This is a genomic window from Maridesulfovibrio sp. (assembly GCF_963678865.1).
GTDB lineage: Bacteria > Desulfobacterota > Desulfovibrionia > Desulfovibrionales > Desulfovibrionaceae > Maridesulfovibrio.
This window is the reverse complement of the sequence record NZ_OY787459.1, coordinates 1,734,336-1,749,641: the sequence shown is the minus strand read 5'-3', so window position 1 is coordinate 1,749,641 and position 15,306 is coordinate 1,734,336. Positions and strand designations below refer to the sequence as shown.

General features: G+C 48.3%; 14 protein-coding genes. 9 read left to right on the top strand and 5 right to left on the bottom strand.

Annotated elements, in window-relative coordinates:
• Positions 1-37: 37 nt before the first annotated feature.
• Both cbiM and ACKU41_RS08150 read right to left on the bottom strand, forming a co-directional pair.
• Positions 38-640: a cobalt transporter CbiM gene (cbiM, locus tag ACKU41_RS08155; protein ID WP_321404988.1), complete on the bottom strand. Its 603-nt coding sequence runs from the start codon at positions 638-640 to the stop codon at positions 38-40.
• Between the two features lie 161 nt (positions 641-801).
• Positions 802-2,427: an ATP-binding protein gene (locus ACKU41_RS08150; protein WP_321404987.1), complete on the bottom strand. Its 1,626-nt coding sequence runs from the start codon at positions 2,425-2,427 to the stop codon at positions 802-804.
• Between the two features lie 229 nt (positions 2,428-2,656).
• On the opposite strand from ACKU41_RS08150, the gene ACKU41_RS08145 reads away from it, so the two are divergent.
• From ACKU41_RS08145 to ACKU41_RS08120, 6 genes are all read left to right on the top strand, one after another.
• Complete coding sequence (locus ACKU41_RS08145) at positions 2,657-2,830, top strand: hypothetical protein (RefSeq protein ID WP_319780909.1); 174 nt, start codon at positions 2,657-2,659, stop codon at positions 2,828-2,830.
• 108 nt (positions 2,831-2,938) lie between these two features.
• Positions 2,939-3,124 (top strand): FeoB-associated Cys-rich membrane protein, encoded by a 186-nt coding sequence (locus ACKU41_RS08140; protein WP_319780907.1) that lies wholly within the window; start codon positions 2,939-2,941, stop codon positions 3,122-3,124.
• A gap of 708 nt (positions 3,125-3,832) precedes the next feature.
• Complete coding sequence (locus tag ACKU41_RS08135; protein WP_321404986.1) at positions 3,833-5,659, top strand: biotin/lipoyl-containing protein; 1,827 nt, start codon at positions 3,833-3,835, stop codon at positions 5,657-5,659.
• 34 nt (positions 5,660-5,693) lie between these two features.
• Positions 5,694-5,972 carry an OadG family protein gene (locus tag ACKU41_RS08130; RefSeq protein WP_321404985.1) on the top strand — a complete coding sequence of 93 codons (279 nt, stop codon included), beginning with the start codon at positions 5,694-5,696 and terminating at the stop codon, positions 5,970-5,972.
• A 9-nt stretch (positions 5,973-5,981) separates the two neighbouring features.
• Positions 5,982-7,109 carry a sodium ion-translocating decarboxylase subunit beta gene (locus ACKU41_RS08125; RefSeq protein WP_319780903.1) on the top strand — a complete coding sequence of 376 codons (1,128 nt, stop codon included), beginning with the start codon at positions 5,982-5,984 and terminating at the stop codon, positions 7,107-7,109.
• 372 nt (positions 7,110-7,481) lie between these two features.
• Positions 7,482-9,224, top strand: coding sequence for a phosphoenolpyruvate carboxykinase (ATP) (locus ACKU41_RS08120; RefSeq protein ID WP_321404984.1), 1,743 nt, complete (start codon positions 7,482-7,484; stop codon positions 9,222-9,224).
• Positions 9,225-9,444: 220 nt separating this feature from the next.
• Here the strand turns inward: ACKU41_RS08120 and ACKU41_RS08115 are convergent, their stop codons facing one another.
• Positions 9,445-10,794, bottom strand: coding sequence for an L-serine ammonia-lyase (locus tag ACKU41_RS08115; RefSeq protein WP_321404983.1), 1,350 nt, complete (start codon positions 10,792-10,794; stop codon positions 9,445-9,447).
• Between the two features lie 95 nt (positions 10,795-10,889).
• Between ACKU41_RS08115 and ACKU41_RS08110 the strand changes: the two genes are divergently transcribed.
• Positions 10,890-11,294, top strand: a complete 405-nt coding sequence (locus tag ACKU41_RS08110; RefSeq protein ID WP_319780896.1) for a DUF523 domain-containing protein — start codon at positions 10,890-10,892, stop codon at positions 11,292-11,294.
• Between the two features lie 156 nt (positions 11,295-11,450).
• Here ACKU41_RS08110 and ACKU41_RS08105 read toward each other — a convergent pair whose 3' ends face one another.
• The gene (locus tag ACKU41_RS08105; RefSeq protein WP_319780895.1) at positions 11,451-11,720 is read right to left on the bottom strand and encodes a hypothetical protein; all 270 of its coding nucleotides are present in this window, start codon (positions 11,718-11,720) and stop codon (positions 11,451-11,453) included.
• An 11-nt stretch (positions 11,721-11,731) separates the two neighbouring features.
• Positions 11,732-12,388, bottom strand: a complete 657-nt coding sequence (locus ACKU41_RS08100) for a YkgJ family cysteine cluster protein (protein WP_321404982.1) — start codon at positions 12,386-12,388, stop codon at positions 11,732-11,734.
• A gap of 386 nt (positions 12,389-12,774) precedes the next feature.
• Between ACKU41_RS08100 and dsrA the strand changes: the two genes are divergently transcribed.
• Positions 12,775-14,088, top strand: coding sequence for a dissimilatory-type sulfite reductase subunit alpha (gene dsrA, locus ACKU41_RS08095; protein WP_319780893.1), 1,314 nt, complete (start codon positions 12,775-12,777; stop codon positions 14,086-14,088).
• A gap of 15 nt (positions 14,089-14,103) precedes the next feature.
• Positions 14,104-15,249, top strand: coding sequence for a dissimilatory-type sulfite reductase subunit beta (gene dsrB / locus ACKU41_RS08090; RefSeq protein WP_319780892.1), 1,146 nt, complete (start codon positions 14,104-14,106; stop codon positions 15,247-15,249).
• Positions 15,250-15,306 lie beyond the last annotated feature (57 nt).

Sequence of the window (15,306 nt, the reverse complement as noted above, 5' to 3'; positions counted from 1 at the left end):
TCCGGCCTTTATATATAATGTAGTTTCAGATTTATGCTTACTGAGTTACCAGCAGCATTTCCGGCTTGACTTTTTGCAGGAATCCGTAAGCGGAGGCGCAGATAAAACCTTCGATGATCATGATCGGGATGTGTCCGTAAACAATCATCTTCGCAACGGATGTAAAACTTTCATCAGTAAAAGAGAGAGCCGCTGAGGTCAGGATTGCGGACAGGGCGATGGAAACAGCTCCGCAGAGGAAGGCGCCGAGACTCATGCTGAAGAAATTTTTTTTAAGCAGAGGGCGGAACATATAGTGACAAGCAACTGCGGGCAGGGCCATGGTAGCCGTATTGACTCCGATGACGGTCAACCCCCCGTATTGAAAGAGTACTGCCTGTAAAAGCAGCCCTGTCAAAATAGCCGGGAAAGCAGCCCAGCCCAAAATCAGGCCCATAAGGCCGCTCATGATAAGATGGGCACTGGATGGGCCGATAGGAATATGGATCAGCGACGCAATAAAAAAGACCGAGGAAAGCAGGGCCACGGAAACAAGTTTTTCAGAATCAAGCGTTTTAAGACCGAGTGTGGTTCCGATGACAGTGACAACTCCTCCGCTGGCAAGAACCGGTAACGAAAGAACTCCTTCAGATATGTGCATACTTTTGTTCCTGTTTGTAAATGAGTAGGGCAATCTCAGATCTTTTTTCTAATTTGCAAGGCTTAATTTGCATACTTTTTTTAAAAGTATAGCACAGGAAAAGGTGTGTCAAGCTGACAGGGATATGAAGTGTTCTTGTATAAGTAAAAAATATTTAATAGTTATAGATATTTATCTAGCAACTTAAGCAGGTCTTTGTTCTCGATAGGTTTGGAAAGATAATCGTCCATACCGGCAGCAAGAAATTTGTCCCGGTCCCCTTTCATGGCGTAGGCTGTCATGGCGATGATTGGAGTGTCCTGCGCTATTTCACCTGCATCTCCGTTACGTATGGCTGCGGTAGCGCTCAGTCCGTCCATGACCGGCATCTGGATATCCATCATTATAAGATCGAAAGATTCAGCTGAAATTTTTTCAAGTGCCTGCTGTCCGTTTTCAGCTGTTACAACTTCACATCCGGCCAGCTCCATTTGCCGGGCTGCCGAGAGTCTGCTGATCGCTTCATCCTCGACCAAAAGCACTTTGAATTTTTGAGTTGTTGGCTGCGGCATGGTCTCTTTTTGTTCCCATGCGCATGCTTGGGGCGGTCTTTCGAATGGAATGCATAAATATACAGTTGTCCCTTTGTTCAGCTCACTTTCAATGGCGATGTTGCCTCCCATTAGCTGAACGAGTTGCCTGCAGATTGTTAATCCCAGTCCGGCTCCTTGATGTGGGCGGTTGAGTCCTTCGCTGCACTGAGTGAAAGGTGCAAAAAGTTCATCCATCTTGCTGTCCGGAATACCGGAACCGGTGTCACTTACGCTGAACAGGATTTTTACTTTTTCAGGGTCTGTTATCGGCAGGGGATATGTTTCGATATCAATTTTGCCGGAATCAGTAAATTTCATGGCATTGCCAAGAATGTTTGTCAGTACCTGCTGCAACCGTGCTCCGTCACCCTTTAATTGAATATGTGTTTCAGGATGAATGACCAGATTCATTGCAAGGTTCTTTTGGCGGATGACCGGACGGTAAAGGTCAACGATACTTCTCATGAGTTCAGGAAGATCAAAAGGGGCAGCTTCCATACTTAGCTTACCAGCCTCCACCCTTGAAAGATCAAGGATATCTGAGAGGAGGTTGGTCAACCGTTTGGCTCCCATGACGGCAAGGTCTATGTATTCCTGCTGCTCAATGTTCAATGGTGTGGATTTCAGCAGTTGCAGCATGCCCAGTATGCCGTTTAGCGGAGTGCGTATCTCATGGCTCATGTTGGCGAGGAATTCGCTTTTGGCCCGGTTTGCGGATTCAGCCTGCTCTTTGGCCTTAATCAGTTGATGGTGGGCTTTTTTAATTTCGGTCAAATCCACGTCAATACAGTACATGTATTTGCTGCCGTCCGGATTATCTTGCATTACGTGAGCTGAATAAACCGGGACAGTACTGCCGTCTTTTCTCTTTAATTCAAGTTCTCCGGCCGGGATGCGGATCCCCTTTTCGTGCCAGTCTTTTATGTGGCTGATTACACCTTCACGCATATGTTCCGGGATAATGAGATCTTCAAGCTTCCTGCCTAATGCTTCTTGCCGTGAATAGCCGTAGAGTTTTTCACTGGCCATATTCCAGAATACCACCTTACGGTCCCGATCATAACCTTGTACGGATACCATTTCCACATGATCTATCAGCTTGTGAAACCTTTCTTCAAGATGCTGGTCGCTGCCGTATAATCTTGCTTCAAGTTCGGCAATCCGTTTATCTTTTTTTCTGAGCTCAACAATCAGTTCTTCAGTGTTTTTGTCCATATATCGTCCCGGAGTTGACGTGAAAATCATTTTTGATAATGCCACAATAAAGCTCTTAAGCTCAAGGTGCATTATAATAATAGATAAAATTACCTATGACAATTTTATGACCATCGTAGGCGAGTGCCCGATTGGATTAGAAGTCTATTTATTTTAGTGTGTTGCAGCGTAAATGTTTCCTGATTTATACTGGTATGCAAGTTGCTTCTTAATTGCAAGGAGGTAACATATGCCAAAAAAAAGAATATCCGAAAAAGCAATCCCAATTTTGTTTGATGTTATTGTCTGTGGCGGCTTCGCAGCTTTTTTGGTAGCCACCTATATCGCGTGGAAGACTCTTGTGGAACGGTTTCCCGGTCCAGTGAACAAACTTTTGGGGTTCTGGCAGAGCTTCATTGTTTGATTCTATCCTTTCAGATGGCAGGTTTTAATATCCATAGCTTGACTTCGTGATTTACGGGATTACAATTGAGTTAGATGAAATTGAAATCCTGTATCAACGGAGTCCCTGATGGAAAATATAGTTGTTTTCGGCGCAGTAGGTATTGCCGTAGTTTATCTCGTAAGAAAATGGTTCGGTAAGGGAGGTGGCTCCTGTGGTTGCGGATGTGATTGCGGTTGTGATTGCTCTGCGTCTAAAAATGGCGGATGCAGCACTGACTCGGAAACTTGCGTAAATGATCTTCGACAAAAGTAGTAAAAAAAATAAAATTATAGTTTTTAAAGATGCTTAAGCGTTGGTAGCATGCGATGACTATTGCGTGATCAAGAAATGCTATGACGAAGCCGTCCTGTGTAAATGGGCGGCTTTTTTTATGCTTGGCGCTTTTAGCCCCAACGGGGAATATTCTACCATAATTAGCTACTTACCAGGTAGGTATTTTGCAGAGTGAAAACAAATTGCGTAGTTAAAAACAAAATTGTAAATATAGTTGTGAAAAAAAGTCCAAATGTGTTGTTTTTCGTTCAAAATAAGGTTCGATTATGAACTGTCGCCGGGGACAAGGCCAGATTACTGGGGGATGAGGTAAAAACTCTGAAAGATTCTTTTCTTGGTTAAAATGTTATACATGGCGTATTATTTACTGTAAAAACAGTATGTTATTAGAATTGTTGGTTGGCTTAATGTCGGCTGCAGGTGTGTTGCGGAAGGTTAAAAAGATTAAATATACAATTTATCCATTAAAATTTTTTTAAGCTACTCTTTTTTGCTGAAATTGTCAGAGGATTGTGTTAAGTCAGTTTTACTTTCAGCTCGTCTCGTTGCCGCACTTAATTCTGGCTAGACGAAAATGTTCTCGTAAATTACTGGTTTCCTTTTAAAATTTGGGTTTAACAAGAATGTGTATCTGCAGGCTCCCCGTCTGCGGAGTTCTATTCCATTCTCAAACCATAGGGAGGGGAAGTGGCCAAGAAGAAGATTAGGTTCATGTGTACTGCCTTTCGTGACGGCTTTCAGTCCGTTTACGGAGCCAGAGTCAAGACCGATGATTTCCTGCCTGCTGTTGAAGCGGCAAAAGAAGCGGGGATCAATTGGTTCGAAGCTGGCGGGGGCGCACGGTTCCAGGCCCTCTACTTTTATTCCAATGAATGCGCTTTTGAAATGATGGACAGGTTTAGGGAGACAGCAGGTCCCGATGCCGACCTTCAAACACTCGCTCGCGGTGTTAACGTTGTCGGACTTGAATCCCAGCCCAGTGACGTCATCAAAGCTCATGCTGATCTCTTTGCCAAACACGGCATCACCACCATCCGTAACTTTGACGCGCTCAACGACGTCAACAACCTGATCTACAGCGGCCAGTGTATTGCCGATGCCGGCCTTAAACATCAGGTGGTTGTTTCCATGATGGAATTGCCGCCCGGATGTTCCGGCGCACATGACGCTGCCTTTTACGAGAAAACCCTGCGTCAGATTCTTGATGCGGATATTCCTTTTGATTCCGTATGTTTTAAAGACGCTTCCGGCACATCCACGCCGGCCAAGGTTTATGAGACCATCAAGGCTGCCAAAAAGATGCTGCCCGAAGATGTTATGCTCCACTTCCATACCCATGAGACCGCAGGAATCGGCGGGCTCTGCTATCACTCTGCTATCGAAGCCGGTGCTGATGCCATTGACCTGTCCATGGCTCCCGCTTCCGGCGGCACCTGCCAGACCGACATCATCACCATGTGGCATATCCTGCGCGGGACTGATTACACCATTGATGTCGACATTGATAAAATCATCAAGGCTGAAGACGTTTTCCGCGACTGCATGAAGGATTACTTCCTGCCGCCCGAAGCGACTCAGGTCGATCCCATGATCCCGTTCAGCCCCATGCCCGGCGGTGCGCTCACTGCAAATACCCAGATGCTGCGTGATAACGGCCTCATGGAGAAATATCCCGAGATTATCCGGGCCATGAGTGAAGTTGTACGCAAGGGTGGGTTCGGTACTTCCGTTACCCCGGTTTCCCAGTTTTATTTCCAACAGGCGTTCAATAACGTAATGTTCGGTCCCTGGAAAAAATTTGCCGACGGTTACGGCAAAATGGTTCTGGGCTATTTCGGCAAGACTCCGGTCGAACCTGATCAGGAGATCGTAAAGCTTGCTTCCGAGCAGATGGAACTTGAACCGACCAAAAAGACTCCGCTTGAAATCAACGACGCTGATCCTTCCAAAGGACTCAAACCTGCCCGTGAGATCTGCGAAAAAGAAGGTTTCGAGCTTTCCGATGAAAATATTTTCATCGTGGCTACCTGTAAAGATAAAGGTGTCAGCTATCTTAAAGGCGAAGCCCGTATCGGTATCCGCTACAAGAAGGATGTTGAGGCTGAACAGCTCAAGAAGCTCGGTGCTTCCGTGGGCGGAGGTTCCGGATCCGGAACAGTCAATGTAACTGTTAACGGCCAATCCTACACCGTAAATGTGGACGGCTCCACCGCGACCCTCAACGGCAAGTCCTTCAATATTGGTGCAGGCGATGCACCGGCAGCAGGCGGGGCAGCTTCCGCAGCTCCGGCAGGAGCATCTGAACCCGTTGCGGCTCCCATGCCCGGCCTTATCATCAGGTTGGCGGTTGATCCCGGCACTCAGGTTCAGGAAGGACAGACCATCGTCGTCATGGAAGCCATGAAGATGGAAATGGAAGTTAAGGCTCACAAGCCCGGAACTGTGACCTCCTACTCCGTAACAGCGGGTGATCAGGTACAGCAGGGGCAGCCTCTGGCCCAAATGACGATCTAGTCTCCTGACAGATAAGCGAATAAGGAGATAAAAAATGCAACAAATGTTGTTCAGTTGGGACAACGTGGTCGCGGGTAACGGCGTGTCACTTTCAATCACAGGCATGAGCATAGTGTTCGTGGCTCTGATTCTGGTAAGTGCCTATATTTCGCTGCTCCCCAAGATCGCCGCGTTCTGCAATAAGATTATTCCGCCTGCGGCTCATCACAGCGGTCCTGTAGCCGGTGCCCCGGCTCCACAGGTTAAAACCGGTCCTTCGGAAGCGGAGGTTGTGGCCGCTGCAGTGGCGTATCTGCATAAAAACAAGGGCTAGACGGACGTTATGGATATACTTCTGCACTTTCTAAGCACTACAGGCTTTGCAGAGATGACTCCCGGCAACTTCATTATGATTGTCATCGGAGCGTTTTTTATCGGCCTTGCTATTATTAAGGACTACGAGCCGCTGCTGCTCCTGCCCATCGGGTTTGGTGCAATCGTTGGTAACATCCCTTCCATAGCCGGGATGCCGCTCAGCGTTTATGACGAAGGCAGTGTGCTTTATTATATCTACTTTGGGGTCAGCAAAGGGATTTTCCCGCCCCTGATCTTTCTCGGTATCGGGGCCATGACCGATTTTTCGTGCATGCTCTCAAGCCCGAGACTTGTGCTGCTCGGCGCAGCAGCCCAGATGGGTATTTTTGCAACCCTCATCGGAGCCTTGTATATGGGCTTCACTCCCAGTGAGGCCGGTGCTATCGGTATTATCGGCGGGGCGGACGGGCCTACGGCCATCTTTCTCTCCTCCAAGCTGGCACCGCATCTTCTGGGAGCAATCGCCATTGCCGCGTATTCATACATGGCATTGGTCCCGGTTATCCAGCCTCCTATCATGAAGCTGATGACCACCAAAAAAGAGCGTCTTATCCGTATGAGCGCACCCCGTGAAGTTTCCACCCGTGAAAAGATTCTTTTTCCGGTCGGCGGCTTTATCATCACCGCGCTTATTGCACCGGGCTCACTTGCCCTCGTGGGGATGCTCTTTTTCGGTAACCTGCTCAAAGAATCCGGCGTTACCGAGCGTCTGGCCGAGACAGCACGCACCTCGCTTATTGACTCGGTAACCATTTTGCTTGGTTTTTCCGTTGGCGCATCCACTCAGGCTCAGACATTTCTGACTCCTGACAGTATGCTTATTTTCGGGCTGGGTGCTGCATCCTTCTGCGTTGCAACTGCAAGCGGACTGGCTTTTGCCAAATTCATGAACCTGTTCACCAAAGACAAGATCAACCCGCTGGTCGGAGCTGCCGGCGTATCCGCTGTTCCCGACTCTGCGCGAGTTGTCCAGACGGTTGCCCGCGATGAAGATCCGCATAACTTCCTGCTCATGCATGCCATGGCCCCGAACGTTGCCGGCGTTCTCGGTTCTGCTGTTGCTGCAGGTGTTCTCTGGTCTGTTCTGGCTCTTTAGGAGAAATCAGGATGAATATGCTTTCCGGACAAACCGTAATGACTAAACGCAAGCGCACAATTGCGACTGCGGTTATGACTGCCAATACCGGAAAAACGGAAAGCAAACAGGCGGCAGCAGACCGTAACTGATTGAACCAGGGCGCATTCTCTAGCAGGGAATGCGCCTTTTCATTTATGATGCCCCGGCAGGGGGAAGTGTGAATGTTATTGATCCTGTTGCGTGAATATTTGCGAAGCCGAAAAGGGAAGCTGTTCATAAGGGAAAACTTATTAAATTTGAGTAAATGAACAGTGGCATTTTATCGCAAATACCGTTAATGGGCCTTTCCAGAAGTTGTTGAGACTTACATTTTCTTTGGAGGAAAAAACAGTGGCTAGTCAGTCAACCTATGAATTTTACAAAGATGACCTTTCCAAGATTCCGCCTCTGCGGGCGATTGCGGAAACTCTGCTTGCTGATAAACGGGTACGAAAAGTAAATGCGGCCGAAGCATATGAACTTGCCCTTAAGCAGTGGGATGTAATGGAAACAGATTACCCCATTTATCCTAAGGCGGCAAAAAGACTCGGTCTGCCCGAGGGAGCAAATCTGCTCAACCACTGCCATGGAAAAATAGTCGGCCGTACTGCTATGGCCCGCCGTTTCTATAACCGATTGAACGGTCCTGATCAGCGCAAGGTGCTGGGTGACCTGCGTGAAGCAATTTTCGATATGCAGGAACGTCCGCTCATCAAGGCCGAAGCCGTTGTCGGACTGGATCAGGATCTCATGATCAAAGCCACAATTCTCGGCAGTGAAGACGATGCGGCTAATATTTTCAACTGGCTGGTTAACTTCACTCCTTTTGATGAACTTGCAGATGAGTATGCCAAGAGTGCTAAACTGCCCATTCAGGATATCATTATTGTCGGTGATAACCTCTGGCGCAACGAAGATCCTTTCTACCATAATCAGGGCAACCCCCAGTTGGCTCTTGTGGATGAAGAATGCAACGTTATTTACAACTTCGGTATGCGCTATTTCGGTGAGCGCAAGAAGGGAACCCTTACCCTCGCCTGGACTTCAGGTATCCGTGTGGGCATGGCAGCCTGTCATGGTGGAATCAAGGAAATTGATTTTGCCGAATGTTCCGATGCTGAAATCAAGAAGCTGGGCAAGAAGTCCATCGCCTTTTTCGGCTTGTCCGGCACCGGGAAGTCTTCCCATACCAACTCCCACGATAACGGCGGAACGCTGCCTGAAGGATTTGCCAAGAAAGTTCTACACGATGACGCTTTTCAGATTGATACGGAAAACCGTGTCTGCCGTGCCTGGGAGCCGACCCTTTTCGATAAGACAGACTCCCGCCCCTTAGGTCATCAGGACTGGAAATATATGGTTTCTGTAATGAACCATGCCATGCTGGAAATTGACGGCAAAGTCATGCCCATTGGCCAAGATATCCGTAACCCCAATGGTCGTGCTCTTATCGACCGCGATGTTATCGGTGAACACGTCAACCGTTGCACTTTCCCTGATTCCCTCTGCTGGCTCATGAAGGATACCTGCCTGCCGCCGATTATCCGCTTTACCGATACATATCTCGCAGTTGCAATGGGTGCTGCGTTGATGACCAAGCGTAATCTGGCGGAAAACGTTTCCGAAGAAGAACTTAAGAAGCTGGTCTTTATCCCCTACGCCAACCCATTCCGTGTTTATGAACTCTGGAAAGATGTTGAAGCCTTTGCACATGTCTTTGACTGTGGCGCACACGGTTACAGCTTCAACTCCGTAGGTTTCTGGCGTTCTTCTGATACAGATCTCAATGCCATCCCCCTGCAGACTTCCTTGACCCTGCAGACCATGATTCTTACCGACAAGCTCGAATGGGAAGACTGGGAACTGCTGCCCGGAGCACAGATTCCCAAACGTAACTGCATGGAAAAAGTTTTGCCGGGATTCTACGATACCTACAATCCGACTAACGTTGAAAACCGTGCCGAGTACTTCCAGACTCTCAAGGACCGCTTCGCCCAGCGCAGGCATTTCCTTGAGCAGACCGACGATCTCAATTGCAAACCAGAGCTGCTTGCCAAGCTGACCAAAGCTTTGCACATTAAAGGCTGGTTCTAATTAAGATACCTACCGAGGTTGGGGAAGGTAAACTTTTGGGAAAGTTTATCTTCCCCAAGCCACATCATATTAAAATTTTGTTTGCTCCACATATCGCTAGCTTAAGCGACATGCAAAGAAATAACCGTAATATCTGGGAAGATATTACGGTTATTTGCGTTAAGGCGGTGATGCCCGATAAAGGCTTATCCGGCCTTCGGAATGACTCGCCGGATGCTCCCTAGCAATTAGGTACAGAAACAGCGAGCCCGCCCAGAGAAGTCTCTTTGTATTTGCTGTTCATGTCTTTCCCGGTCTCGGCCATGGCTTTGACAACCTCGTCAAAGCTGACCTTATGGAATTTTTCATTTTCTACCGAAGCAATGAGGTAGGAATTATAGGCCCGAACTACACCCATGGCATTACGTTCGATACAAGGGATTTGTACATAGCCGCCCACAGGGTCACATGTGATTCCGAGATGGTGTTCAAGGGCTGATTCTGCAGCATTTTCCGTGCGCCAGAACCGGTGTCCGTTGGCGTAGGCAATCAAACCGGCGGCCATTGCGGAGGCTACGCCGATTTCACCCTGACACCCAACCTCAGCCCCGGCGATACTGGCATTGTGTTTGGCTATGAAACCAAGAGCTGCGCAGACTAGCATACCTTCGCGTATCTTTTCGCGAGTAATGCCCAGATCTTCCTCAAGTGCATAAACTGCTGCAGGGATAACTCCGGCAGATCCGGAAGTAGGTGCGGTAACCACTATGTGGCCAGCTGCGTTTTCTTCAGAGGCGGCAAATCCGTATGCATTCAGGCGAATCAGGAAACTATCTGAAGCGTTTGGCTGCGAACTGTTGTCAAAAAGACGTTTGGCCTTGCGGTGCAGGCCGATTGGACCGGGAAGGGCTCCTTCTGCTGCAAGACCGTTGCGTACTGCCTGTTTCATGGCATCAAGAATCACATCCAGCTTTTCATATACTTCATCCTCTGAAATCCCGCTTATGGCTGTTTCATTGGCAAGAATGGCCTGATGCATACGTATGCCTTCTTCGGCGAGGATTGATTTAAGCTCATCCATATTTGAATATTTGTAAGGAGGAGTGCGCTGAATTTCAGGCAGTTGGTCTTTCCATCTAATAAAACCACCACCGATTGAATAATATTCTTGTTCGAAGAGAATCTCTGCGCCTTTGCGAAGACGTATGAGTAGTGTGTTTGCATAAGGGAAATCATTTTCCACTTCAGCATAGACGACGTTTTTGATACTCAGCGGCAGGGAAATTTTGCCGCTTTCAAATTGCTGCGGCTTACCGTCGGCAAGAGAATCAAGGAAATCACACTCAACATTATCAGGCCGAAAACCGAGCAGCCCGGCAACAACAGCCCGGTCTGTTCCATGTCCTTTTCCGGTAGCACTGAGACTACCGTAAAGTCTCACTTCTATATTGTCCGGCTGTTCTGCAGGCTCCAGATCTGCCACAGTTTTGTTGAAATTATATCCGGCCTTCATGGGACCGATGGTGTGGGAACTGGAAGGTCCCGGACCGATTTTGAACAGTTCGAAAACTGATGTAGTGATGGCTGGCATAACTCCTCCTTGACCGTACAAATTGTTTATGAAATCTATCTTTATCATAACGATTCAAACCAAACAATGTAGCATTGTTTTCGGAGGTTACAGGTATGTATATAGTTAGCGGCTGTCTGGCCGGTCTTTGTTGCCGCTATGACGGCGGGAACAATGCAGACGAGCGGGTAATGAAGCTGGTTGCCGAGGGTAGGGCTATACCTGTCTGCCCGGAACAATTAGGCGGACTGGCTACACCGCGTCCCCCATGTGAAATCGTAAACGGGAAAATCCTTAGCAATGAGGGGAATGACGTTACGGAAAAATTTACGCGCGGGGCGGAGGAAGCCCTGAAGCTTGCGAAGCTTGTGGGCAGCAAAAAAGCAATTCTTAAAGCCCGGTCCCCGTCCTGTGGTATTGGAAGAATATATGATGGTACTTTCAGCGGTAAGCTGATTGATGGCGATGGTTTTTTTGCTGCTCTGCTCAGAAAAGAAAATTTTGAACTGGAGACAGAATAAAAATATCCCGAAAATCTTTTTTGGATTTTCGGGATATTTTTTTATAAGCAGGGTTAGCCGTTATGATAGGGCGAAGCCTTGCTGACAAAGTTACAATTTCCATTAGCCTTGAGCAAAGAAGCCTCGCTTCTAATTTCAGGGCATCGACATTGTTTTTTAATGAGTGATCTTGTTTTCTTTGAGAAGCTGCTGGGCTACACTAAGGTCGTAAAGGGCCAGCGGATTACGGTCTGATCCACGTTTTTTGTATTCTTCTGCAGCTTCCATGATTACGTCATACGGAAGCCACTCATGTTTATCCCAGATAACAGGGTTGTCGTTGGACCAGAGTCTGAACTCGATGGAACCTTCATTTTCGCGTACGTACATTTTGGTGTCACGTGTCTGCAGGGAAGGGTAGTAGTAAAGTCCGCGTTCGTCTTTCATTATAATATTCCTTAAAGTTTACGCAGTGAAAAAGATTTCCCGCTGGGAGTAGCGATAATGCCGTACCCCTTAAGTATAATGGTCATGGGTCTGCCGAAGAAGAAGTCCATGGATTCTTCAGGAAGACCTGCTTTAGCGGTCACCAGCTCGCGGACGGCTGCATCGAAAATGAGCATTTCGCGCAGGTCGGCCTGAAGCTCTTCACTTTTATCCCAGTTTTCAACGGCGGCAGCTGCTATTTCAGCCATTTTAGCGGGATCGCATTTTTTATCGTGTTCTACGATAAGTTCGAGAACTGGATGCCCGCCCGGAAGAACATCTTTTCTGGAAATTCTATCCTTGCTGTAAATTTCCATCAACGGTTCCGGGTCTCCACAGAAAAGTTTCTGGCATTCCAGAGGGCGGTTTTTATAAATGCGGCATACCTGACTTGAAAGAGCCAGGAATTTACATGTCCATTCTCCGCCTGACCCTTTGATTTTGAGAATTTCTTCTTCAAGAGGTACGACTGCGCCTGCAGGCTGGTCGTAGGCCAGTTCGCCTTTGCGTATGGTTACTATATCAGTAAGGTCTATGCCGTTAGCCTCTTTAAGCAGAGGCAGGTCCTGAGTGTGCAGCGCCGGGCCGCCTTTACGGCAGCAGGTACCGCATTGCTTGCATTCATTCATATTTAAAGAATCACTTTTTCAAGTTTATGTTGCTGGTTATCAAAATTTTTTGTAGGAAATATCTGCTACTAACGCACCTTGTGTTCGGGTTGAGTAAATACGCTGAATACGGCACACTTGGCAAGTCCGAGTTTTCTCAAATGTGATAATCCGAATCATGTATTGACAACGGGCGTGTGCAGCGTGTTAGTTAATAATCCAGCACTATAGGTTGTGTTTTTTTTCACTTAAGGGTATCTTTCCATCCCTTGCATCGAAAAGATGACAGGGATCTCGCACTAAGAGAGGAAAGCAACCGGGCTAATGTCGGTTCACCGACAAAAGTACCGGATGCCTAATTTGTATTGGTAGGTATATCTTATTAAACTTTATGGAGGTTTAAGGGAATGGCGAAACACAAAACTCCCTTGTTGGACGAGCTTGAAAGCGGGCCTTGGCCTAGCTTTGTGTCCGACGTTAAACAAGAAGCCGAAGTTAGAGCTAAAAACGAGAAGGGCGTGAATTATCAGATTCCCGTCGAAGTTTGTGATGACCTTCTCGGTATTCTCGAGCTGTCCTACAACGACGGTGAAACTCACTGGAAACACGGCGGTATCGTTGGCGTTTTCGGTTACGGCGGCGGCGTTATCGGTCGTTACTGTGACCAGCCCGAAATGTTCCCCGGCGTAGCACACTTTCACACTGTTCGTGTTGCTCAGCCCACCGCTAAGTACTACACCACTGAATTCCTGCGTCAGGTAATGGATATCTGGGACATGCGCGGCTCCGGTCTGACCAACATGCACGGTTCTACCGGTGACATCGTCTTCCTCGGAACCACCACTCCTCAGCTCGAAGAAATCTTCTACGAACTGACTCATGATGTAAACGTTGACCTCGGTGGCTCCGGCTCCAACCTGCGTACCCCCGCAGCTTGCCTCGGTATGTCCCGTTGTGAATACGCATGTTACGATGCACAGGCTCTGTGTTACGACATGACCATGGAATTCCAGGACGAACTTCACCGTCCCGCTTTCCCTTACAAGTTCAAATTCAAATTTGATGCTTGCCCCAACAGCTGCGTATGTGCTCTCGCACGTTCCGACTTCTCTGTTGTAGGTATCTGGAAAGACGAAATCCGCATCGACCAGGAAGCTGTTGCAGCTTACGTTGGTGGCGAATTCCAGCCTAACGCTGGTGCTCACTCCGGTCGTGACTGGGGTGCATTCGACATCCAGTCCGAAGTTGTTGATCGCTGCCCCGGTAAATGCATGAAGTACGAAGATGGTAAACTCTCCATCAACGACAAAGAATGTATGCACTGCATGCACTGCATCAACACCATGCCTCGCGCACTGATGATCGGTAACGATCGCGGTGCATCCATCCTCTGTGGTGCTAAAGCTCCGATCCTCGACGGTCCTCAGCTCAGCTCCCTCGTAGTTCCCTTCATCAAGGTTGAAGAGCCTTTCGACGAAGTTAAAGAAGTTGTTGAAAACATTTGGGACTGGTGGATGGAAGAAGGTAAAAACCGTGAGCGTCTCGGTGAGACCATGCGTCGCATGGGCTTCCAGAAGCTTCTCGAAGTTACCGGCATCAAGGCTGATCCCAGACACGTTCAGGAACCCAGACACAACCCCTACATCTTCTGGAAAGCTGAAGATGTTGATGGTCCTTGGGAACGTGACGTTAACGAATACAGAAAAAGACACCAGAGATAATACGGGAGGACAGACATGGCGTTCGTTTCTTCTGGCTACAATCCAGACAAACCGATGGAAAACCGGATCTCGGATATTGGACCTCGCGACTACAGAGAGTTCCTGCCCCCGGTTATCAAGAACAACTACGGCAAGTGGCTCTACCACGAAATCCTTGAGCCGGGCGTACTGGTTCACGTTGCAGAATCCGGAGATGAAGTATACACAGTCCGCTGTGGTACCGCTCGCCTCATGAGTGTTTCTCTGATTCGTGAAATGTGTGAAATCGCAGATAAACACTGCGACGGTTACCTCCGCTTCACCACCCGTAACAACGTTGAGTTCATGACCGACTCTAAGGACAAAATGACTGCCCTTAAAGACGATCTGCTCAGCCGTAAATTCGCTGGCGGTTCCTACAAGTTCCCCGTCGGTGGTACCGGTGCAGGTATCTCCAACATCGTTCACACTCAGGGTTGGGTTCACTGCCACACTCCTGCGACCGATGCTTCCGGTACTGTTAAAGTCATCATGGATGACCTCTTTGATGAGTTCACCGGCCACAACATGCCCGCACCTGTGCGTATCGCTGTTGCTTGCTGCCTGAACATGTGTGGTGCTTGCCACTGCTCCGACATCGCTGTTGTCGGTGTTCACCGTAAGCCCCCCATCATTGACCACGAATACCTCGACAACCTCTGCGAAATTCCTCTGGCAGTAGCTGCTTGTCCTACCGGTGCTGTTCGTCCTTCCAAGGTCGAAATCGACGGTACCCAGTACAAGACTGTTGCTATTAAGGAAGAACGCTGCATGTACTGCGGTAACTGCTACACCATGTGCCCCTCCCTGCCCCTTTCCGATAAGGAAGGTGACGGTATCGCACTGATGGTTGGTGGTAAGGTTTCCAACCGTATCTCCATGCCTAAGTTCTCCAAGGTTGTTGTTGCATTTATCCCCAACGAACCTCCCCGTTGGCCCACACTTACCAAAACTATCCGCAAAATCGTGGATGTTTACAAGAACGACGCACTCAAATACGAGCGTCTGGGTGACTGGGCAGAGCGTATTGGCTGGGAACGTTTCTTCGAAAAGACTGGTATCGAGTTTACTCCTCACCTGATCGATGATTTCCGTGATCCCGCTTATTACACCTGGCGTCAGTCCACTCAGTTCAAGTTCTAATTAGAATTGAGAAATATGGGGTGCGGCATTTCGTCGCACCCCTTTAAAAAGAAAGAG